The sequence below is a fragment of the Spiroplasma alleghenense genome (assembly GCF_003363775.1).
GTDB classification, from domain to species: Bacteria; Bacillota_I; Bacilli_A; order Mycoplasmatales; family Mycoplasmataceae; genus Spiroplasma_B; species Spiroplasma_B alleghenense.
The window spans coordinates 720,894-746,061 of the sequence record NZ_CP031376.1 but is presented as its reverse complement, the minus strand read 5'-3'; the positions used below and the strand labels follow the sequence as shown (position 1 = coordinate 746,061).

The 25,168-nt window shown below is 33.0% G+C and carries 10 protein-coding genes and 3 rRNA genes; all 13 read left to right on the top strand.

Annotation, left to right across the window (positions count from 1 at the left end; genetic code table 4):
• The first annotated feature begins 50 nt into the window (after window positions 1-50).
• The 13 genes from SALLE_RS03350 (at window position 51) to pheS (ending at window position 25,159) form a co-directional block, all read left to right on the top strand.
• Window positions 51-1,466, top strand: coding sequence for an NADP-dependent glyceraldehyde-3-phosphate dehydrogenase (locus SALLE_RS03350; RefSeq protein ID WP_115558214.1), 1,416 nt, complete (start codon window positions 51-53; stop codon window positions 1,464-1,466).
• A gap of 4 nt (window positions 1,467-1,470) precedes the next feature.
• The gene (locus tag SALLE_RS03345; protein WP_115558213.1) at window positions 1,471-2,526 is read left to right on the top strand and encodes an alpha/beta hydrolase; all 1,056 of its coding nucleotides are present in this window, start codon (window positions 1,471-1,473) and stop codon (window positions 2,524-2,526) included.
• A gap of 107 nt (window positions 2,527-2,633) precedes the next feature.
• Complete coding sequence (locus SALLE_RS03340; protein ID WP_115558212.1) at window positions 2,634-3,920, top strand: hypothetical protein; 1,287 nt, start codon at window positions 2,634-2,636, stop codon at window positions 3,918-3,920.
• Between the two features lie 262 nt (window positions 3,921-4,182).
• Window positions 4,183-5,703: ribosomal RNA gene (locus SALLE_RS03335) — 16S ribosomal RNA — on the top strand.
• Between the two features lie 272 nt (window positions 5,704-5,975).
• Window positions 5,976-8,889: ribosomal RNA gene (locus SALLE_RS03330) — 23S ribosomal RNA — on the top strand.
• A gap of 110 nt (window positions 8,890-8,999) precedes the next feature.
• Window positions 9,000-9,107: ribosomal RNA gene (gene rrf, locus SALLE_RS03325) — 5S ribosomal RNA — on the top strand.
• Together the 16S, 23S and 5S rRNA genes form the textbook arrangement of a ribosomal RNA operon.
• Window positions 9,108-9,305: 198 nt before the next feature.
• The gene (locus SALLE_RS03320) at window positions 9,306-11,444 is read left to right on the top strand and encodes an anaerobic ribonucleoside triphosphate reductase (protein WP_218936921.1); all 2,139 of its coding nucleotides are present in this window, start codon (window positions 9,306-9,308) and stop codon (window positions 11,442-11,444) included.
• Window positions 11,431-11,928, top strand: a complete 498-nt coding sequence (nrdG, locus tag SALLE_RS03315; RefSeq protein ID WP_115558210.1) for an anaerobic ribonucleoside-triphosphate reductase activating protein — start codon at window positions 11,431-11,433, stop codon at window positions 11,926-11,928. Before SALLE_RS03320 ends, nrdG begins: the two co-directional genes overlap by 14 nt.
• Before the next feature lie 160 nt (window positions 11,929-12,088).
• Window positions 12,089-15,679, top strand: coding sequence for an ABC transporter permease (locus SALLE_RS03310; protein ID WP_115558209.1), 3,591 nt, complete (start codon window positions 12,089-12,091; stop codon window positions 15,677-15,679).
• A gap of 87 nt (window positions 15,680-15,766) precedes the next feature.
• Window positions 15,767-19,597: an ABC transporter permease gene (locus tag SALLE_RS03305; RefSeq protein ID WP_115558208.1), complete on the top strand. Its 3,831-nt coding sequence runs from the start codon at window positions 15,767-15,769 to the stop codon at window positions 19,595-19,597.
• 19 nt (window positions 19,598-19,616) lie between these two features.
• A complete protein-coding gene (locus SALLE_RS03300) occupies window positions 19,617-23,435 on the top strand; it encodes an ABC transporter permease (RefSeq protein ID WP_115558207.1) in 3,819 nt (1,272 codons plus the stop codon).
• An 11-nt stretch (window positions 23,436-23,446) separates the two neighbouring features.
• A complete protein-coding gene (locus tag SALLE_RS03295; RefSeq protein ID WP_115558206.1) occupies window positions 23,447-24,052 on the top strand; it encodes a hypothetical protein in 606 nt (201 codons plus the stop codon).
• A 54-nt stretch (window positions 24,053-24,106) separates the two neighbouring features.
• The gene (gene pheS / locus SALLE_RS03290) at window positions 24,107-25,159 is read left to right on the top strand and encodes a phenylalanine--tRNA ligase subunit alpha (RefSeq protein WP_115558205.1); all 1,053 of its coding nucleotides are present in this window, start codon (window positions 24,107-24,109) and stop codon (window positions 25,157-25,159) included.
• Window positions 25,160-25,168 lie beyond the last annotated feature (9 nt).

Genomic DNA, 25,168 nt, shown 5'->3' with positions numbered 1-25,168 from the left:
CGAAAGGTGTTCGCTTTTTGTCGTTATAATATGAAAAAGGGGTTTTGAAAATGGAATTTAAATCAGTTATTAATGGAAAGAAAATCGATAATAAACAATGGTTGGAAATAATTAATCCAACAAGCTTACAAGTAGCAGGAAGGGTGACAGCTCTTGATGCGCAAAATATTGAAGAAGCCTTTAAAGCGGCTCGTAACTCTCAAGAGAAGTGAGAAAACACCAAATTATTAGATCGTATAGAAATTTTAAGAAAATTCCGTAATTTAATTGAAAAAAATAGCGATAAAATTGCAGAAATTATGATGCTAGAAATTGCGAAGGGATTTAATGAAAGTAAAACTGAGGTTATAAGAACATTGGAACTAATCGACTATACTTTCGAAGAGTCAAAAAGACTAAACCCTTTAGCGTTAACTGGAGAAGAACTTGGAGCTGAAAATAAAATTGGTATCTTTAGTAGAGTTGCTAAGGGAGTGGTCTTGGCTATTTCACCGTTTAATTATCCTGTGAATCTCGCACTTGCTAAAATATTTCCAGCTTTGGTTTCTGGAAACAGTGTTGTCTTCAAACCTGCGACTGCTGGTAGTTTAGTAGGGGCTTTTCTTGGAGAACTAAGTATTGAAGCTAAATTACCAAATGGAATTTTTAATGTTGTAACCGGTCGAGGAAGAGAAATTGGAGACTTAATTTCAACCAATAAAGAAATTGATTTTATCTCATTTACAGGAAGTGTTGGGGTTGGAAATCACTTAAAAGAAATTGCTAGCACAAAAGACATGGTACTAGAACTTGGTGGAAAAGATCCTGCCATTATTTTAGATGATGAAAATATTGAATTTTATGCCAACGAAATTATTACTGGTGCGTTTGGTTACTCTGGTCAAAGATGTACAGCCATTAAACGAGTTTTAACAACAGACAAAGTGGCCGATCAGCTAATCCCTTTTTTACTAAAAAAAGTTGAAAATTTGAGTGTGGGGGAACCAAAAGATAATCCTAATATTACTCCAATGATCGATGAAAAAGCAGCCTTATTTGTTAAGGGATTAATCGATGATGCAGTTGATAAAAAGGCTTTAATTTTGCACGGGGGAAATTTGGTTAAAAATCGTTTGGAACCAACTCTGGTTGATAATGTTTCAACTTCAATGAGGCTGGCTTGAGAAGAACCGTTTGGACCAGTTTTACCAATAATTCGTTTAAAAAACAATGAAGAAATTATTAAGGTAGCTAATGAAAGTGATTTTGGATTACAGGCTTCAATTTTTACAAAAGATATTAATTCTGCAATTAAAATTGCTAAAAGATTAAAATGTGGTACTGTTAATATTAATGGTAAATCACAAAGAGGACCAGATAGTTTTCCTTTTTCAGGAATTAAAGATTCAGGAATGGGAGTTCAAGGTGTTCGTGAGGCGCTATTAAGCATGACAAGATATAAGGGGATCGTATTAAATTACAATTAATGTTATGAGAAAAAGAAAAATTACAACAATAGACAGAGTACAACGCTTTTGCAATAAATTGTACTTAAATTTAGAAAAAACCGTAAGTTGAAGATTTAAAAGAAATAAAAAAAGTGATTTTCCAGAGATCGAAAGATTAAATCGCTTGATGGAAGTTTTTTATAAAAATAAATTTTTAAGAATTGAAGATACACAAAATCTAGAAATATTTAAAACAATGTCGATTGATGATGTTGAAATTGAATTGCTTACATATACACCTAATCCAGATTCTAAGAAATGAATTATTGCTTCGCATTGATTTGGTGGTCATAAGTACTGAGCTCTTTATCACGCCTTAGTTTTAACTAAAGCTGGTTATAATATTTTGGCTTATGATTTTAGAAATCATGGCAATAGTGGTGACGCCCCAGCAACAATGGGAGCCACAGAACACCGTGATTTTCTTGCGGTCCTTGGATGACTTAGAAGTAATCACAATGACATTGAAACTTTTGGAATTATGGGCACAAGTATGGGAGCTTATGTAACTGAATACAACAATATTGTTAATGGAGATATTCTTCGCTCCTTAGACTTAAAATTTTGTATCGCCGATGTGCCTTATGGGTCAATGGAAAGTTTGTTTTGAAAAGTAAAACACCAATATTTAAAAACAATGACAAGACGATCAACAGAAAAAAGAATTAACAAGTTAATAAACAAAATCAATAAAGCTGCTAATGTGGATTTGCGCGATTGTAACTTATTTCGTAAGTTAAAATATGAAAACTATGTACCAGCAGCGCCAACGCTATTCTTACATGGAAAGTATGACCGTGTAACACCAATTTCTGATAGCTATGAACTTTGTTTATTGAGCGAAGCAGTTTTAAAGGGCAATGAGATTTATGCCTTTCAAAATTCACCACATACCCAATCAACAAGAGTGCATTTTGCCGATCAAACTCGTTTAATATTGGAGTTTGTCAATAAGCATGATCCAAAAGGATTTGATGTAGAAGGTATTTTACAACAGTATGAAATCACTGAAAAATTATCAGATAACTACGGGGTTTAGAAAAAAACTTTGTAGTTTTTATTTAGCCTGGTCAAACAATCCTAGCCAAAAAACCTTCATATTATGATATAATAAAAATTAAGTATGATTAAGAAAGGCGAGAAAAAATGTCAAAAAAAATATCAGTACTTTTAATGATTTTACTATTGCCTTTAGTTTTAGCTTCTGGTTTTGTAATAGATCAAGTATCAATATCGATGAATAGTTCCTTTGAATTAAGAACCGGCTTTTTTAATTGATTTAGTATTTTATCAAGAAACAGTGAGGCTAGTGCAGAAGTTGCTCCTTTTAATTCAGAAATAACTATCATGGTTTTAGTGGTATTTATAATTATTAGCATATCTTCAATAATTTTGATGGCACTAGTGCCAGTATACTTCAAAAAATCAAAGCCTAAGGGAATCAAGGTTTTTAGTATTATTCTTTTAGTTTTAATATTAATGCTAATTTCAATAATTCAATTTATTATGACTTTCATTTCTTACAATTTTGAAAATGAAGTCTTTATTTTTAGTGCAAAGCAGTTTTCTAATTACTTTCTGGTTTTAAGCGAAGATGGTACAACAGTCTTTGCGGCTCAAGGAATTAATTCTTTTGTATTTTATGCTATCCTATTTTTAGGTTTAATCCAAATTGTTGGATTAGCAATGAATAAATCTATTAAAGCAAATGAAAAAGTAGAAGACATAAGACCTGCAGCAATTAAGGAAAATAAACAACCGATAAAATCTGATACCATCAGGGCAAATGAAGATTCAATTGATTTAAATTCTAAAATTAATCGATTACGTTCGGATTTAGCAAAAAGTCCGGCCGAAATGAATAATTTAACCGAGGAAAATGCAATCGAAACCAGTAAAATTGAAGAGGATATTAAGCCTCAACCAATTTTAAAAGAATTTGTCACTCAAGAACTTACTCAACCAATTGATACAACTGCAACTAGGGAACCATTTATCACAGTAAAAGATGAAACAATTAAATTGGATAGAGAACCTTCTAAAATTGTAGAAGAACCACAAATTCAAGAACCTGTTGATAAAATAATTGATCCTTATGTAAAAACAATTACTCCAAGAAGAGCTGGTAATCAGAAAGCACAAGAATTTATGAATCAAGGCCCAATTGGGGTAACTTACCATGATCCGCTTAAAGGTTTTAAAAAGAACCGCGACTTAGTAAAACCAGAATATGAAAATAAAATATTTTTAGGAGATTCTGATAGAATTTGAAATGCAATTAGAAATGCCAATCGTGATGTACTGAAGAAGCATCCAGCATCATTGCAAAATCAATCTCCACAAAAAGATTATTATCAACCGAATGAAGCTGAAATCGAAAAGATTAAAAGTATTTATACATATGATAAAACAATAGACTGAGGAGAAGATTAAAATCTTCTCCTTTTTTATAATCTATATTTAAGTGAAATTAATTTAAGTTTTTTATAATTTTTTTTCACTTTTTTTCACTTTTTTGTTGACATAATATTCCAGTTTTGGTAGTATAAATAAGTCGCGAATATGCGAAGAAATGATCTTTGAAAACTAAATAGAACAATTTACAACAATCATTAATTGTACAATTTAACTTGTATCAATTTGTTTGAGTTTAATAAAATAAAGGATAGTCAGAATCAAATATAGTCACATTTTTTTAAATGAGAGTTTGATCCTGGCTCAGGATGAACGCTGGCGGCATGCCTAATACATGCAAGTCGAACGGGGTGCTTGCACCCAGTGGCGAACGGGTGAGTAACACGTGTCTAATCTACCTTTTAGAGGGGGATAACAGTTGGAAACGACTGCTAATACCGCATATGACACCACTATGGCATCAGAAGGTGTTGAAAGGTCCGTTTGGACCGCTAAAAGATGAGGATGCGGCGTATTAGTTAGTAGGTGAGGTAATGGCTCACCTAGACGATGATACGTAGCCGAACTGAGAGGTTGATCGGCCACATTGGGACTGAGATACGGCCCAGACTCCTACGGGAGGCAGCAGTAGGGAATTTTTCACAATGGACGAAAGTCTGATGAAGCAATGCCGCGTGAGTGATGAAGGTTTTCGGATCGTAAAGCTCTGTTGTAGGAGAAGAACAACTAGGAGAGGAAATGCTCTTAGTCTGACGGTACCCTACCAGAAAGCCACGGCTAACTATGTGCCAGCAGCCGCGGTAATACATAGGTGGCAAGCGTTATCCGGATTTATTGGGCGTATAGGGTGCGTAGGCGGCTTAGTAAGTTTGAGGTTAAAGCCCGGGGCTCAACTCCGGTTCGCCTTGAAAACTGCTTTGCTAGAATACAGGAGAGGTAGATGGAATTCCAAGTGTAGCGGTGAAATGCGTAGATATTTGGAGGAACACCAGTGGCGTAGGCGATCTACTGGCCTGTTATTGACGCTGAGGCACGAAAGCGTGGGGAGCAAATAGGATTAGATACCCTAGTAGTCCACGCCGTAAACGTTGAGTACTAAGTGTCGGCATTATGTCGGTGCTGCAGCTAACGCATTAAGTACTCCGACTGAGTAGTATGCTCGCAAGAGTGAAACTCAAAGGAATTGACGGGGACCCGCACAAGTGGTGGAGCATGTGGTTTAATTCGAAGCAACGCGAAGAACCTTACCAGGGCTTGACATCCAGTGCAAAACTACAGAGATGTAGTGGAGGTTAACATTGAGACAGGTGGTGCATGGTTGTCGTCAGTTCGTGCCGTGAGGTGTTGGGTTAAGTCCCGCAACGAACGCAACCCCTATTATTAGTTACTAACATTCAGTTGAGGACTCTAATGAGACTGCTAGTGTAAGCTAGAGGAAGGTGGGGATGACGTCAAATCATCATGCCCCTTATGTCCTGGGCTACACACGTGCTACAATGGTCGGTACAAAGAGTCGCAATCTCGCGAGGGGGAGCTAATCTCAAAAAGCCGATCTCAGTTCGGATTGAAGTCTGCAACTCGACTTCATGAAGCCGGAATCACTAGTAATCGCGGATCAGCAACGCCGCGGTGAATACGTTCTCGGGTCTTGTACACACCGCCCGTCACACCATGAGAGTTGGTAATACCAGAAGCAGGTGTCCTAACCGTAAGGAGGGAGCCTACCAAGGTAGGATTAGCGATTAGGGTGAAGTCGTAACAAGGTATCCGTACGGGAACGTGCGGATGGATCACCTCCTTTCTATGGAGAGAATTAAGTAAATGAAGCTGAAAGTGACTAAGTGTATTAACAGCTTCGACTATCCTTTATGTTCTATTTAGTTTTCAGAGATTATTTGAATAATTTGGCAACAAATTATTGATAATCTTTGAAAAAAGAATTGTTCTTTGAAAACTGAATATTAGATGAAAAAATACAATTTTCTTATTTGTTTTATATAAATAAAAAATTAGACATCAATTGTTATTAAAAAAACTAAAATTGAAATCATAAATTTGCAATAGGTTTTTCTCTAAAAAGTATAGTAAGGGCATATGGTGAATGCCTTGGAAAATGGAGCCGAAGAAGGACGTGACTACCTGCGAAAAGCATCGGGGAGCTGGAAGTGAGCTTTGATCCGGTGATATCCGAATGGGGAAACCCAATACGATTCATCTCGTATTATCCATGACTGAATTCATAGGTCATGAGAAGGGAACCTTGGGAACTGAAACATCTTAGTACCAAGAGGAAAAGAAATCGAATGAGATTCCGTCAGTAGCGGCGAGCGAAAGCGGAACAGGCCAAACCGGTCTACGGACCGGGGTTGTAGGACCTTAGTTAGAGTTACAAAATTAATGTATAGCAGAAGCTGTTGGGAAGCAGCACCGCAGAGGGTGATAGTCCCGTATGCGAAATACATTAGTCTCGAAGAGGTATCCTGAGTACGGCGGGGCACGTGAAACCCTGTCGGAATCTACCCAGACCACTGGGTAAGCCTAAATACTACCATTTTACCGATAGTGAACCAGTACCGTGAGGGAAAGGTGAAAAGTACCCCGAGAGGGGAGTGAAATAGTTCCTGAAACCATATGCTTACAAGAAGTCAGAGCCCGTTAATGGGTGATGGCGTGCTTTTTGTAGAAAGAGCCGGCGAGTTACGATATCGTGCAAGGTTAAGCGGAATCCGTGGAGCCGTAGTGAAAGCGAGCCTTAATAGGGCGTTTAGTACGATGTCGTAGACACGAAACCGGGTGATCTAGCCATGAGCAGGTTGAAGTTTGGGTAAAACCAAATGGAGGACCGAACCAACGTTCGTTGAAAAGACCGTGGATGACTTGTGGCTAGCGGTGAAATTCCAATCGAACCCGGAGATAGCTAGTTCTCCCCGATATAGCTTTAAGGCTAGCGTCGAGGTTTAGGACAATGGAGGTAGAGCACTGAATGTATGATGGCCCCACCTAGGGGTACTGAATGCAATTAAACTCCGAATGCCATTGTTTCATACTCGGCAGTCAGTACATGGGTGATAAGGTCCATGCACGTGAGGGAAACAGCCCAGATCATCAGTTAAGGTCCCTAAATGTATACTAAGTGTGTAAGGATGTGGAATTGCACAGACAGCTAGGATGTTGGCTCAGAAGCAGCCATCATTTAAAGAGTGCGTAACAGCTCACTAGTCGAGTGATTCTGCGCCGAAAATGTACCGGGGCTTAAGTATACTACCGAAACTATGGATTGGCGCGTAAGCGTCAGTGGTAGGGGAGCGTTCTAAGGGCGATGAAGTCAGACCGTGAGGACTGGTGGAGCGCTTAGAAGTGATTATGCCGGCATGAGTAACGTTTGGGGGTGAGAATCCCCCATGCCGTTTGACCAAGGTTTCCTGGGCAAGGTTCGTCCACCCAGGGTTAGTCAGGACCTAAGGCGAGGCCGAAAGGCGTAGTCGATGGACAACAGGTTGATATTCCTGTACTACTATGTAGAGTGATGGAGTGACGGAGAAGGATAGTGGAAGCCAGCTGTTGGATATGCTGGTCTAAGCACAAAGGGGTGTACGTAGGCAAATCCGCGTACTTTAACTCTGAAGTGTGATGGGGAGTGAACGCTTCGGCAAGTAGCGAAGTCCATGACTCCATGCTTCCAAGAAAAGCTTCTAGCGCTAATCTACATGGTACCTGTACCTAGAACGAACACACGTGGTCAAGGAGAGAATCCTAAGGCAAGCGAGAAAACTGTAGCTAAGGAACTCTGCAAAATCACCCCGTAAGTTCGCGAGAAGGGGTGCTCACTTTATGTGAGCCGCAGTGAAGAGGAAGGGGCAACTGTTTAGCAAAAACACAGCTCTCTGCAAAGTCGTAAGACGAAGTATAGGGGGTGACGCCTGCCCAGTGCCGGAAGGTTAAGAGGAGTGGTTAGTTTCGACGAAGCCATGAATTGAAGCCCCGGTGAACGGCGGCCGTAACTATAACGGTCCTAAGGTAGCGAAATTCCTTGTCAGGTAAGTTCTGACCCGCACGAAAGGCGTAATGATCCCTTCGCTGTCTCGGCTACAGACTCGGTGAAATTTTAGTACCAGTGAAGATGCTGGTTACCCGCAACTAGACGGAAAGACCCCGTGGAGCTTTACTATAACTTGATATTGAATCTTGGTGTAACATGTAGAGGATAGGTGGGAGACTATGAAGCAATCACGCTAGTGGTTGTGGAGTCATCCTTGGAATACCACCCTTGTTACATTGAGGTTCTAACCTAGGTCCGTTATCCGGATCAGGGACAGTGTCTGGTGGGTAGTTTGACTGGGGCGGTCGCCTCCTAAAATGTAACGGAGGCGCTCAAAGGTATTCTCAGTATGGTTGGAAATCATACATAGAGCGCAAAGGTAGAAGAATGCTTAACTGCGAGACTTACAAGTCGAACAGATGCGAAAGCAGGACTTAGTGATCCGGCGGTCCCGTGTGGAAGGGCCGTCGCTCAACGGATAAAAGTTACCCCGGGGATAACAGGCTGATCTCCCCCAAGAGTTCACATCGACGGGGAGGTTTGGCACCTCGATGTCGGCTCATCGCATCCTGGAGCTGAAGTCGGTTCCAAGGGTTGGGCTGTTCGCCCATTAAAGCGGTACGCGAGCTGGGTTCAGAACGTCGTGAGACAGTTTGGTCCCTATCTGTTGTGGGCGTAGGAAAATTGAGAAGAGCTGACCCTAGTACGAGAGGACCGGGTTGGACGCATCCCTGGTGCACCTGTTGTTCTGCCAAGAGCATAGCAGGGTAGCTATATGCGGAACGGATAATCGCTGAAGGCATCTAAGCGAGAAGCCTCCTTCAAGATGAGTTTTCCCATTGTTTAGCAAGTAAGATCCCATGTAGACCACATGGTTGATAGGCTGGGTGTGTACGCACGGTGACGTGTTTAGCTTACCAGTACTAATAGATCGAGAGTCTTTTTAGAATCAAGAAAAATCTAAAAAGTTGCAAATTTATGTTAAATCTAATGTTCAGTTTTGAAAGAATAATCACCTTTAATTTCGATTAAAGGATATTATTGTTTCAAAAAACCGATCTGGTGCCCATAGCGTAGAGGTCACACCTGTTCCCATGCCGAACACAGAAGTTAAGCTCTATTGCGGCGACGATAGTACGAAAGTGCAAAATAGCACGGTGCCAGTTCAAAAAAAACTTAGTCTTTTGACTAAGTTTTTTTTGACTTAAAATTGAATACAAAACTAAAAAATGGTTTTTTATTCAATTTTAAAAAACCTAATTTTCATCGGGGTTTTTGACAACTAAATTACTCAATGCAAATTTAATTTTTTTAAAATAAAGTAGTACTTTATAAGTATGAATAGAATAGAAAAGAAGAAGATTATGAAAGACAATATGACATTCAGTAAAACTAAAAACGAAAAAGATATCAAATCAATAATTGCTGTAAAGAATAGTGACCTAAAAAACGAAAATGCTAATATGAATGGAGATACCCCAAGTGGTCAAATGATGAAATTTGCTTCATTAACTAGTAAAGACTTTGCTTTAAATAATGTGGTTAATCCAAAATTTGCAAAATTGCATCAAGAAGGTCTAATTCATATCCATGATTTAGATTTTTATATTACAAAATCAGCTACTTGTGTTCAATACGATTTAGAAGAACTATTTACAAATGGTTTTAGAACAAGAAATGGTTTAATTAGAACACCACAATCAATTGGAGTCTATGCAGAACTAGCAGCCATTGTTTTTCAAACAGCACAAAATGAAATGCACGGAGGTCAAGCAATACCAGCATTTGACTACTTTATGGCTCCTGGTGTGAATAAAAGTTATGTTAAGGCTGTTATTAGAACAATCAAAAATTTTTGTGAGTTTGAGGACATAAAAGAGTTTGATCAAGAAAAAGTAAAAAATATTATAGAAAAACTAAATTTTAACTATGATTCTTTTGTCAACGTTGAAGACAAACTATTCTCAGAATTAAATCTATTTAAAGATAAAAAGCAGTTTAAAAAAATAATTAGCATTGCAAAAAGAGAAGTTCAACAAGAAACTCGTCAATCCATGGAAGGATTTATCTATAATCTAAATACTCAACATTCTCGAGGAGGAAATCAAGTTGTTTTTTCTTCTATTAATTTAGGAACTTGTACCTTTCCGTCAGGAAGATTGGTTACTTTTATGCTTCTAGAAGCCTTGAATAAAGGCCTGGGAAATGGGGAAACCTCAATCTTTCCAATAGTAATATTTAAAGTAAAAGAAGAAGTAAATTATGATGAAGAAGATGTAGCAAGAGCTTTCAGTTTACCCCAAGATGAGTGGGAAAATATTGTTGATTGAAAAACTATTAATTTCGATTTATTTTTAAAGTCAATTCAAACAACTTCACGAAGACTATTTCCAAATTTTATGTTTTTAGACACTCCATTCAACTTTCACGAACAATGAAAAGCACTAGACCCTCAATCATGAAAATATGAACCTGCAACAATGGGTTGTCGCACAAGAACTTTTGAAAATATTAACGGAGATAAAACACCAGTAGGCCGTGGGAATATTTCCTTTACTTCAATTAACTTACCGCACTTAGCATTAAAATATCTTGATGAAAATGGTTATTTAAAAAATAATAAAATTGATTACTCAGTTATTAACTTAGAAAAAGTTGAGACAGATTTTATTAAAATTATTAAAAATTACTCTCATATTGTGGCTGAGCAGTTATGAGAGCGTTTTAAATACCAAATAAGCGCTCAGGCTAAGCAATTTCCATTCCTGATGGGAAATAATGTCTTAAAGGGTGGGGGACAGTTGCAAATGAGTGATACAGTAGAGTCAGTATTTCGTCAAGGGACTCTAACAATAGGCTTTGTTGGTTTAGCAGAAGCTTTAAAAGCATTGGTTGGATCCCATCATGGTGAATCAAAGACAGCTCAAGATTTTGGTTTAAAAATAATCACTGCTATTAATGAAGTAGCGCTTGAGTGAAAACAAGCTAAGCAATTAAATTTTGGGGTTATTGGAACTCCTGCTGAATCAGTTGCTGGAAGAATGGCTAAAATCACCGCTAAAAAATTTGGTAATATTGCAGAAATAACAAGCCGTGAATATTTTACAAATTCTAACCATGTTCCAGTTTACTACAATATCAAAGCTTTTGATAAAATTAAAATTGAAGCTAAATACCACCCTCTAACTCTTGGGGGAAGTATTAGTTATATTGAATTGGATGGAGAAGCTCGCAAAAACTTGCATGCTGTCCTTGGGGTCATCAAAGCGATGAAAGATAATGAAATTAATTATGGTAGTTTAAATCATCCTGTTGATCGTTGTAAAAAATGTAATTATAGTTCATTAATTAAATTAGCTTGCCCAAATTGTTCAAGTTTAGAGATATCTCGTACTCGTCGTATTACTGGTTATCTTGTTGGAGACCTAGATGGTTGAAACAGTGGAAAACAAGCTGAAGAACGTGAAAGAGTCAAGCATAATTTAAATAATGAAAATTCTTAAAATCTTTAAAGAAACAATTAGTGATGGTCCAGGCTGAAGATATTCAATTTATGTATCAGGTTGCTTGCATGCTTGTAAAGGTTGTCATAACCTGAGAAGTTGAAGTTTTAAGGTTGGTCGTGATTTTGACCAAGACTATCGCGATGAGATATTAAGTGATTTAAAATCCAATCCTTTACTTAGTGGGGTAACCTTTTCAGGAGGTGACCCGATGTTTTCAGCTATTGAAGTTTTACAACTAATTAAAGATATAAAAGCTCAAACAGGTTTGAATATCTGACTTTACACCGGATTTACAATTGAGGAAATCTATGCCCAACGCAACGAAAATCCTGAAACCCAAGCGCGTTTTGAAATATTATCAAATATTGATACTTTAGTTGATGGTCGCTGGGTGAAAGAACTATATGATCCTGAACTAATGTTTAGGGGCAGCAGCAATCAAAGATTAATAAATACTCAAGAATGGCTCAAAAATAATTAAAATAGAATTATTTATTAATAATTCTATTTTTTATTAGAAAGTTTAAATTTGTTTAATAATAATGATATTTACTTGATATAATATATCAAATTATAAGATTTTATTTATTTCATTTAATTTTAATTTTTTTGAAATATCAAATAGGAATGTAGGTTATATTATGAGAAAAGTTTTAAAAAGTTATTTAAAGTCGTTTGTTAAAGCCTGAGTGGAAACATTTGGAACCATTATCTTTGTTTTGACTCTAACTGCGGTTGTAGTTGGAATGGTGGCAACTCCTTTACAATTAACCAATAAAAATAAAGGGATTGAAAATCAAATTAATCACTGAGAAAATTATATAACTGCTAAACCAAGTTATTTTAATGATAGTTTCTTATATACGTTCTTCTATAATGGAGAAGACTACGGACCAGAAGGTAAAGAGATTATTAAAAACCCATTAGGAGATGGGACAACTCTTTTTAGTAATGATGCAAAAGATTATTTAAAAGATTTTGTTAATGAAGGGGAAAACCAAAGTCATGCTGAAATTGGTCGTGAAATTCGCAACTTATTAGTATCTTATGAAAAAGGTGGAGCTGCTGAAATTAACAACATTAAAAGTGACAATATTTTCACCCCAGATTTCCAAGAAATGTTAAGTGATCAATACCACAATGATATTAACCTTTTTGTTACTAGCGAAGTTATCAAAAATAATTCATCAAAAATTGCCTTAACTTATGAGTTGTCAGCTTTTTTAACTTCTCCAAGAGTTGGTAATAATAGTTTTGAAATTGATTTACGTCAAGCCGATGCTAAAAACCAAATGGTTGGTGATAAAGAAATTAACAATTTAGTAATTTCTAAAGGGCGAAATATTGAAAAAGATTCAACAAATGAAATTGTTCTAACAGAAAAATATGCTAAAACAAATAAAATTAAAATTGGGGACAAAATTACTTTACCTGGAATATCAACAGGTCAAAATAGTTTGATGACAGTTGTTGGATTGGGAACTAAATTTGATACTTTAACTCCAAGTTCAAACTATTCAATCTTGACAAGTAATCCTGATGAATATGCTTATGGATTTGTAAGTTATAAATATTTAGATCAATTGCGTTCAGATTCGTGAGAATCAAATAAAAATAATGAAATCGGTTATAAAACAATTATTAGAACAAAAAACCTTATTCCAAATTTAAACGTCTTTAACTTATTTGCAATTGATTTATTAAAATCAGATTCAATTTATCGTGAAGGGGAAAACTTTATTACCCCTCAATATGACTATCCAACAATTCAAGCATTAAGCAATATTCGTATTCAAGTAATTATTTTCTTAGTTTTGGCTGTTGTAGTTCTAGTCCTTGCGTTTATTTTCATTAACTTTGTTATTAAAAAAGAAATTAATAACACAAGAGTTCAATTAGGAATTTTTAAAGCATTTGGTTACAAAAATTCAGAATTATCATGAATTTTTGCAACAAAAATGTTAATAACAATCGCAATTGGAGTAATTTTTGGATATATAATTTCAATTCCGTTACAAGATTATGTTTCTGGACAATTTAGCAACAGTGTTACTTATGCATTTAGTAGCGTTTACTTCTCAGCTTGATTTGCAACCATTATCTTTATTGTAATTCCGTTATTGTTTACAGCTATCTCATACCTATTAACTTTAAAATACTTAAGTGAATCTGCTTTAAAACTAATTACTAACGGGACAAAGGCACCAACAAAATCAACTTTTAGAACTGTTTTGAAATGAGTATTTTTCCCAGTGGGAATTACAAGTTTAATTTTAACCAAAACCGCTCAATCTTTAAGTTATCACAATAAAGGATTTACTTGAAGACTACAACAATCATTTACTGCACGAGGTAAAGGTAAGTTCATCATGGTTATTACAATTTTCTCATTCTCAGCTTTATTATTCACTTTACAATTGGGTGCTAAAGCAGTTATGGGCTCAGCAATCAGCCAAGGATATGAAATGGTTCAAGATGGTGTTGATCACCGACTTACTTGAAAGAAAAATCCAGAAATTGACTTTAAAGGCGACAAGGTTGAAATTGTTAACCAAGATTGAGATGCAATGCGTACTGAATTTATCGGTTACAAAGATAATATGAACACAGCTTTAGAACAAAACTCAACAACCTTTAGAGATAATATGTCTCATGTAATAGGGTTGCTAGCAACAGATATTGCAGAAAGTAAAATCTTAGATCCTATGGATATATTAAAAGTTTACAAAAATGTTGATATTACAAATGATGAGGTAATTAAAACTAAAAATACAGAGGAAGTTTTAAAACTACATCTAACAGGAGAATCTCAAAAAACCATAATGGGAGCTACAGTAAATGGAACTGATGGTAAAAAAAATAATTACTATTTAAGTGATGTTTCAAAAACTATTTGTGTACTTACTCAAGCATATACAGGCGAAAGTGCTGACTGTAACGATTCAAATAATTGAGGTCTGCCTAACTCTCAAACATTTAGTGGTCTAGATTTACTAACTGGTATTTCCCCAGATGTTCAAGCTTTAATGTCAATGGCATTGACAGCACAAGTTGATCAAAATGCCGTGGTAACACCAAATCAAATTTATATTGACTCAAATAGAGAGTTATTACAATACAAAACAAATGTTCTTGTTGATGACTTGAATTCACAAAAGTTCGACTTGGAATTAGATTACTTTGATGACAATCTTGGAAGAACTCAAAATATTTACCGATTTAGTGGGGTTAGTGATAGCCAATATAATGAACTAAAAGTTAAAAATTCAGATCCAACAAAAATTAATGCCATTGTTTCGTATCGAATTGCTAAATTAATGAATTTATCAGTTGGAAGTGAATTCAAAGTTCGTACAGACACTACACAAAAACAACCACTGACAATTAAAGTATCAGGAATTAACCAATCAAATGCTTTTGGGACATTAATAATAGCATCTTATGAAAACTTCTTTAATGCTTTTAGAACTGAAGAGGGTTCAAATCAGGTAATCGAAGACTATCAAAATGAAATTATTTATGGAAATTCAATTTGATCAAAAAACAGACTTTTCAACGGAAGTATTGATATTGATAATATCGGAGCATCAGTGGCAGGTTTAGAATTTGCAGGAAAAAGCGTAGCTGTTTCAACAGGGGTTGATGCTCCAATATTTGGAACAATCTTTGATAAAATATTTGAAAGTTTACCAGGATTTGGGGCAGGTAGAGCTGGAAATTCAAATCAATTCACAGTTTTAACCAATGGTAGTTTAATTGCTCCAACAGAATTTGCCTCAAATATACCATTAGAATTGATGACAGCGACTTTGGACACTATTTTAGCCCGTTCAACAGTCTTAATGACACTATTTATTTTACTAGTAGCATTCTTGTTAACAATTATCTTAGTAGTTATTATGAATATTGTGGTGGATGAAGCGGCAAACATTATTTTAACCATGAGAGCATTGGGTTACAAGGCTGGGGAAATCAATTGAGTTGTAATGGGGAACTATGTAATTTGAACTTTAATAGGTTTTGCATTAGCTTATCTATTATCAATCCTTGTATGAATGGGAATTTTAGAGTTTGTCTGACAATCGTTTGGTATTTTAATACCATTCCCTTCAGACTGACAAACCCCAATTATTTCATTCTCAATACTAGCAGCTATAATGGTAATTGGATGAATTACAGCAATGCTGAAAATTTCAAACCGTCCATTAACAAATATAACAGCTTATAGTTAATAAACTTTGTAAATAGTTTATTAACTATTTTTTTGTAAAATTTTATAAAAAAATAGATAAAGCGATTATAATAATTATGGTGAACTAATGAAAAAAATCTTAATAAACTATTTAAGGTCTTTTAAACAATACTTTGTCCAAATGCTGGGAGTATTGTTATTTTTAGTTATCTTAAGTTCGGTTTCAATTGGAATGATGACTACATCTTTGCAAATTCAAAGTCGGGCAAGCAAAATTAAAAATAATACTAACGAGTGAGATTTATTTTTTAATTATAATGCCCATTCTTTAACCAATCAGTTCGTTTATGAATACTTTTACGAGGGAAATCCCATAAAAAAGGATAATGAAATCTTTTTATCAACTCCAAATAACCAAGATGGTTATGGTTTTTTGACACCTCGTTTTAAGGAATATTTATCTTCACTATCAGATGAAAATGAGGAAAATGAAAAAGTTAGCAAGGAAGATTTAATTGCAAAGCAAATTAAATCTTCAATGTTGACTTTTGAACAAGGTGGTAAAGTTAAATCAGAAATTAAGGATTCAAATGGTGCCTTCTTAGGAGCTGATTTTTTCTCAACCGAATTTACAGATTACCTTGGTGGGTCTAATCCTGAAGGCGTTAATTATAACCACAAAATCCCATTCTATGTTACCAAAACTATTGCCAATAATAACTTTAATAAGGAACTTATTAAAATGACTTGATCCTTGGACTTACCAATTATTAAATCAAGAGTTGCTGAAAGTAGTGAAAAAAGAGTAGTCCATTTAAAAAATGGACTATCAAGAGATTTTAATAATTTTAATGGTCAAGAAATTTCTCAACTTTATATTCAAAAGGGGCGCAATGTTGATCCTAACAACCTTGAAGATAGAGAAATTGTTTTAACAGATAAATTCGCTCGCCTTAATAACCTTAAACCAGGTTCTATCATTGAATTAGAAACGGGTTGAGAAAACGGCAAAACTCAGATGGAAGAATGAAAAGTTGTGGGAACAGGTATTAGATACGAAGATCTGGCAACCACGGGTTATGTTAATGAAGTTAATCGCGACATGAGTAAATTTGGGTTTGGCTATGTTGATGATAGAATGATTGAAAAAATAGAGGCCGAACGTTGAGAAGAAACTAGTTTAGCTAGAGCAAACCTGTCAATTAATAACTACATCAATTTTCAAAAAAGTACTGTTAATTTAAATGATTTATTTATGATTAGTCAGGTTAATGAATTTGGAATTTATCAAGCTGATTCAGTTATTATTAATAATTTAGCTAATTTCAAAAATCAACCAGTAATTATTGGTGTCTTTGCTCAAGTGATTATGAATATTGTTCTTGGTTTTCTAATTATTTCCTTAGCATTTATTTTTATTATGTTTTTAATTAAAAAAGAATTAAATGAAAGTGTTAGACAAATAGGAATATTTAAAGCTTTTGGATATCGAAATTCAACGTTTGCATCAATTTTTGCAATCAAAACAACGATAATCGTAGGAATGGGTATCTTACTGGGATTATTTTTATCACTACCCTTACAATATCTTGGTTTTATTTCATTTGAAGTTAATATCATGTTTTTTATTCATCAATTTTATTTTAATGCACTATTTTTGTTCATGATTCTAATTATCGTTCCGATTTTATTTGGCTTAATTGCCTTTACTTCAATAATTTTATCAATGAAAAAAACTGCCTTGGAAATGATTTCAGATAACGGAGTAGAAAAAAGAACAAACAGCAAAAGAATTTTAGCTTTACAAATAATTTTCTTCCCATTCTTTATCATTAAATTAATTAATGATAAAATTGCTGGATATTTAGAAGTTCGTAGTATTGGTTTTAATTGACGATTGCGACGCGCTTTTACAACTCGTTCAATGGGGAAATTTATTTTGATAATGTTTTTATTTAGTTTTTCATCATTAATTTTAATTTCTCAATTCCAGGTAAGAACCTTTGCTGAAGACCTTGTACCTACAAGGGACAAGAAGTTTATTTCTTCAATTGATCATTCTTATAATTTTGGGAATTATCAAAAAATTGACTATAATAAAGATGAAAAAAAATTATCTTGAGTAAATCCTGAAGTTTATCAAGAAGCACCCATGGAAATTGATTTTTATGAAAATCGTAAAGACTTTAAGAAAAATTTAGACGAAAAATCTTCTAAATCTCATGAGCAAATATCATGGCTTTTGAAAAGTATTAATAAAGAAGTTATCAAAAATTCTGAATATATTATAAGTGATAATGAAATAACTGGATTAAAGGAAAATGATGCCCAAATAATTAAAGATTTATTTTTGAGTAACATTATTAAAATTAATCCTAGTAATAATTATGATGTTAGTTTGATTGAAAGTGTTTCAAAAACCAACCCAAGCGCTTTAAAAAATACTTTATTTTTAATGACATCAAAAAATTATGAAGATTTAAATAATAACTACTACTTATCAGATGTTGGTAAAACAGCTTGCTTGATTGGGGAAAAAGAATTTCTTAAAGAAGAAGGTAGATGGTTTTATCAACAATTATTAAAAAGTCAAAGTCCTGAATCAGCATTAGCTGCAACTCGTAAAATGGTTGAAAGTCTAATTAAGAATAATAGCTTAGATTGTGATGATAATTATTATTGAAATCCCTTAAACTTTGATGATTTAAAAAGCGGTAATGATATATCTAGAAAAAATAAATCTTTAGACGAAATTTGATCGAAGGCGAGTCCTTTTTCAAAAGACATTTTTCAACTTGCATTTTTAAATGATGACAAACCTTCAACTCTAGTTCTTAATAATCAATTACTTTTAAGAAGTGGTAAAGAATACTTGACTTATAATTTTAAAGCGGCACCGTTTAGTCAAAACCTAACCACTGAAATGAACTTGGTGCTAGCTGATACAACCAAGGGGGACAAAAACGCTTACTTTAATGTAATAAAAAATAGTCAAATGAGTTGAAGTGATTGAAGTAATTTATCACAGTTAAATAATTCAGATAATAGTGTAAATGCTGTGATAAGCAAATTAACAGCGAAAACTTTTAATTTAAAAAAAGGTGATATTTTTAAAGTAATTATTCAAACGGATACTAAATTAGCTGTGCCATTGACTGTTAGTGCCATTAACGGGGATGATATTTACTCTCACGATGTAATAGTTGATCATAAAACGTTTTTAGATGTCTATGGTGATGAAGAGGTTAGGGGAAATAGTTCTCAACTTTACAATAATTTAATTTCAACAACTCCGGTTTTTAATTATTCAAATAAAGTGAATCCAAATGCAGGAGATGTTTCTTTAATTGCTCGTAGTCTAACCAATATATCAAATGATAATACTCCAATTTTTGGTTCAATTTTTAGTGATTTTATTGATTTTGACCAATATCCAATTGGGAGCATTTTGGATAAAAAACCAACTTTGATGACTAATCCAGTTAAAATTAGTGAATCAGATTCCCCATACACTAATCTTTTTTCAGCTGAAAAAGCTTATGCCAAAACGATGACCTCAAATCTTACTACAATATTAAATATTGTTTTAGGTGCTATTATTGCTATTTTATCAATTATAATTATGGTGCTAGTTTTATCAATAATTGATGAGGCTGCAAAGATTATTCTAACATTAAAATCTCTGGGATATTCAACGGCACAAGTTAATTGAATTGTTATGGGGGACTACTTCATCTGAGGTCTAATCTTATTTATCTGCAGTTACTTTATGTCAATTCTATTTTTCTACGTTTTTAGTATTTTTGCTTGATCAAGCATGAACTTATTAATCAATTATTGAATCAATATATCAATTGCATTAATCACCTTCTCAATATTAACTTTGGTAATTTTGTGTGGATGAGTGTCTAGTTATGTTAAAATTAAAAGAAAAAAGATAACCGAGATTACAATCTAAATTTTAGGAGAACCAAATTATGAGAAAAATCACAAAAAGTTATTTGAAAACTTTTTTTAAGTCGTGAGTTGAAACTTTCGGGTCAATTCTTTTTACAATTTTATTAACTTTAACTGCAATCGGTCTTATGGGACCTTCAGTTCAGATTATTAATAAAATTAACAATATTGAAAGAAAAACCAATAAGTGAGACTTTGAAATGGATAATAACTACAACTATTACTCTGCTGATTTAGTTTTTAATTATTTTTATTCTCATAATGACTTTGATTTAAATGATGAAATCAAGCTTGAAATTCCTGAAGGTGAGTTTAGTTTTTTTACCCCAGAATTTTATCAATCACTTCATGCTCAATTAGGAGCCCCTGAATCAGATCAACCTTTAAAAATGGAGGAAATTGAGGATGGCAGGGTTTTTACAGGTATTTTAAATACCACAATGAGTGTTTTGATGAGTTCACAAAATGGTTTGCATACACAAAGTAAGATTGAAGAAATTGGTGGATCAAGAAATCTGACTTATGGTGAATTATTTACTGTTGATTTTCAAGATTTAATTGGCAAGAACAGCGGAAATTATGGAAGCGTTCAATTATTCTTACAAAATCAGATTTTTAAGAATGCTTTAGAAGAAAAAAAGATTTTAGTAGATTATAAGCCTAAAATGTATTTTGAGGAAAGACCGGTTTTACAATCAAAAGGTCGCTCAATTGAAATTAGAAAAATCTCAGATAACAGCAAAAATGAGCTAGACAACTTAATTATAAGCGAAGGTGAATTACCAAAATATAACACAAATACACCAGAAGTTGTTGTAACTGATTTGTTTGCTAAGTCTAACAATTTAAAAATAGGGGATATGTTGGAGTTGCCTTTAGGATATAATAATGGCCTAATGATTAATCAGAAATTTAAAATATCAGGTTTTGGAACTAGCCTAGAATCACTTGCAACCGGGGAAAATTATTTTTCAACCTGAAAAAATAGTCATAATTATTTTTATGCATTCTTAGATTCGAAAACTTTTGATGATAAATTTTTTGACTTTTATAACAATCAAAATCAAGATATTCATGCTCTAAGAGCTAGAACATTAATTAAATTAAATGATAAAAATTTTAATATCGAAAAAATGTTTGTGAATGAAAATACTGGAGTGACAATTTTTAATAAAAGTGATGATATCTTGATAAATTTTAAAGATGATTTTTCAATTGAGAACTTAAATATAACAAGAATTGAAGCAATGCTATTTATAATGATTGCAGTGGTGGTTTTGTTTTTAGCTTTTGTATTCATTAATTTCCTAATTAGAAAAGAAATTAACGACTCATTAAAGCAACTGGGAATTTTTAAAGCGAGTGGATATACAAACTTTGAACTTGCTTGAGTATTTGCTATTAAAGTTACAATTTCAATCTTTATAGGAATTTTGATAGGTTATTTTATTTCGTTTCCTGTTCAATCTTATGTACTGTCGCTTTTTTCAGAACAAATCATATTTTTTGTTCATCCAGTCCTTTACTCTCTTGGTTTTCTAGCCCTTATATTCATTCTTATACCAGTATCATTTTTATTAATTAGTTATTTTTTGATAACTATACTACTTGGTAAATCTACTATGTTTTTGATAAATAACACAGCAAGAATAAAAGAACCTAATCAATTTCAAATAATATTGACATATGTTTTCTTTCCGATTTATATTTGAAAAATTACTTCCAACAAAATGAACCACTTATTGATTCAAAAAAATATTGGTTTCAATTACCGTTTAAGATCGGCTTTTACAAAAAGATCAAAAGGAAAATTCATTGTTACAATTTCCTTATTTTCTTTATCAACTATGTTATTTTTATTCCAATTGGGGTCAAAAGATTTAATTGATCAAAACTATCACCGCTTTACTAGACCTTATAATGAAAATTTGGATCACTTCTATAAATTCAATTCTCAACCAAATATTATTTGAGATCAAGAAAATGGCTTCAAGATCGAAAAAGAAAATGATTTTGTCAATAATCCTATAAATTATGTAGGATACAACAAAGGTGATTTTCAAAAAACCGTTCAAGAAAATAGTGATAATTTTCAAGAAAAAGTTAGTTTTTTGGTTGATTCAATTATTGGAGCTATTAAAAATGATAGTGAAAACCTTATTTCTGATAAAATGATTACTAATGGATTTTCAAGTGAAAATTGAGAAAATTTAGGAATAGGTTTAACAAAACTGCTAAAAACAAACATTTTTGAAATGAGTGAAAACAACAGCTTTGAAAATCTTCCGCAAATAAGTAATAATAGTGAATTAGATAAAACTGCGCTCCTATATCCTCACGAACAAATTCAAGGTAAAACAAGTGCTTTTAAATTAGATGATTTAAAAAGAATAATCATGTTGATTTACTTTCAAAACTCAGCAATTGAGTACTCAAACACTTCTTATAACAATCTGATTGATCAAGGAATGCCGTCTCAAATAGCCTTAAGCATTACTAGAAAAGGTCTTGAAAATATAATTGGTAAAGAAGATTTTAGTGATTTTAAAATAAATGAAAAATTATTTAATGAAAATAATAATGGCCTTACTAGAAGTGTTGATTTTCAATCAGGAAACCTTCCACAAATAACAAGAATACTATTTGCTTCAGCCCTTGGATCACAACTAGAAAATCAAACATTGATAACAAGTAACAAACTATTTTATAATAGGGATACTGATAATTTATCATATAGTTTAAACGTCAAGCCACTGATAAAATCAAATTCAGATTATACAAATATGGAACTTATTGATTTTGACAATAAATATGGTGATTTTAAAAATGCTTGAAGGATTAGATTGACCAAGTCAGATACTTTGCAAAATATGAAAAATCAAGGTTTTGACAATCCTTTTGAAACAAAGGTAATTATTTCAAAATTATTTGCCAAAAAATATAATTTAAAAATAGGGGATAGTTTTCTTGTTAGTACAAAAACAAATCCAGGGCTTTCGGCAATTACTAGGATGAGGGTTGCTGACATTAATTTAGCAAATACTTATACTGAAACGATGTTTGCTGATTATGAGACATTTTTCCAAGTTAACTCATCAAGTATTTTAAACCCCGAAAAAGAAGATTCTGTTGTTTTGAAGAACCGCTTATCTTCACAAACTGAAATTTATTTAGGTGATTTAAATACAAATGATTTTGCAAGCACTTATTTAAATATCAAGCTTAATACTGATTCTCTAGCAATTAATTATGAGATCGGGACCCCAATCTTAGGATTTTGATTGAAAGAAATTTTGCCTTTAAAAGAATTATTCAACGATGAGGTTAGCTTTGCTAAAAGTCCAACTTTTATTACAAATCCTAGTCTTACTGATAAATTCAACAATTCAAGTATGAGTTATGTAAAATTATCAAAAATTTATGCTGACGATTTAGTTTCAGAAATTAGCTCGATGATGACTCTATTTATGATTTTAAATTCTGCGCTTCTAGTAATTTTATTTATAATAATAATGAACATAGTAATTGATACTTCGAAAAATATTATATTTACAATGAAAGCGTTTGGTTACAAGAACTCAGAAATTAATTGAATCGTAATCGGAAACTATGTGATTTTTTCATTTATAGCTTTCATCCTATCATACCTATTTTCATTGATAGTTTGGTCAATCGTTTTAGATATTGCATGAACCACTTCGAATGTTTTGATGGAATTCCCTTGAAGTTTTGCAGCACCAATGATAACTTTTTCGGCTCTAAGTGTTGTGGCGTTCTTTGGGTGATTAACAGCTCAAATGAAAATCAGAAGAGAGTCAATTATTAGCAATTTAGATTAGGAGATAAATCATTGAATTTTTTAGATCACTTTCAAAAAATAGTAGAAAACTATACTCAAAAAATCATCAAAATTAGTTACAATAAATATAAAATCAGGTGACCATATGAGGATTATTTTAAAATAACTTCATTAGCAAACATGATAACTTTTTTGGAGAAAGATTTGGATTATAAATTCGGTAATCTACTTTCAGATGAAATTGAGAGTAAAATAATTTCTCTTAGAAAATTAGTTAAAAGTAATTATGACTTTGCTGTCAAAATAATCACTGAACTACCAAACCAAGAAGATCAATTTAAACAATATAAGGAATATTTGATAGTTACTTATAGTAAAGTTAAAAACTTTGTTAATTTGACCCTAATTAAATGAATTTTTCATAATATTATTCATGAAGAAATCTATGTAAATGGGCAATATATTGATGTTGATAAGTATTATGAAGTTGGATTTCATAAGTTAATAAATGATTTTTTGCTTCAACAAATTAAGTTAATAAAAGTTATTATTAAATTAAGTCCTGAAGATTCAGAGTTGCAAGAGATTTTATTGCAAAAAAATAGTGAAATAATTAGTAATAACAATACAATTAAATTACTTAAGGAAACAAAATAATACGCTTTATAAACCATATCATTAATGATAATATTATAATTAAGGAGAAATAAGATGATAGATCAACTAAAAGAACTACAAATTAATTTTAATGATAGAATTAAAAATTCTTCATCACGCGAGAGTGTGGAGGAGCTAAAAAAAGAATTTATGGGCAAAAATTCGCCTTTGAATGCAATTTTACAACAATTAAGAAATGTTGACGCTCAGACTCGTCAAGAAGCTGGTAAATTAGCCAACGAAATTAAGAATCAAATTCTTGGTGAAATTAATGCTCTACAAGATAAATTTGACCAAGAAGATTTAAAATCTCAATTAAGCTCTGAAAAAATGGATGTTTCACTACCAGGTTTAGAAATGAGTTTTGGTTCAAAACACCCATTAAACTTAGTAATTGAAGAATTAAGTGAAATATTTTCAGAGTTAGGCTTTGAGATGGTTGATGGTACTGAATTTGAAGAGGATGAGTATAATTTTCAGCGTTTAAACTTGCCTGAGGGACACCCAGCAAGAGATATGCAAGATACTTTTTATGTAAACGAAAAAGAGGTTTTAAGAACTCATTGTACCAACATGTCATCGCGAGTTTTATCAGAACTTGCCTTATTAAGTGGAGATGTAAAGCAACACGGATCAGTTAGTTTTGGAAATGTCTATCGTCGTGATGTTGATGATGCTACCCATTCGCACCAATTTATGCAAATTGATGCATTTTTGATTGGACCAAAAATTTCTTTTGCAAATTTAAAGTGAATTTTACAATATTTATGTAAAAGACTATTTGGTGACAATGTTAATATTAGAATGCGTCCTAGCTACTTCCCGTTTACCGAACCAAGTGCAGAAGTTGATTTAAGCTGTTTTAAATGTTGTGGAAGTGGCTGCAAATTATGTAAAAATTCTGGTTGAATTGAAATCTTGGGATCAGGAATGTTTAATGAGAATGTTTTAAAACTAAATGGTATTAATCCGCAAAAAAACACCGCTTTGGCTTTCGGAGTTGGAGTTGAAAGAATAGCGATGTTAAAATACGGAATCTCTAATATTAGAGATTTCTATGAAAATGATATTAGATTTTTAAATCAATTTCATTTTTTTGGTAATTAGGAAGGGGTA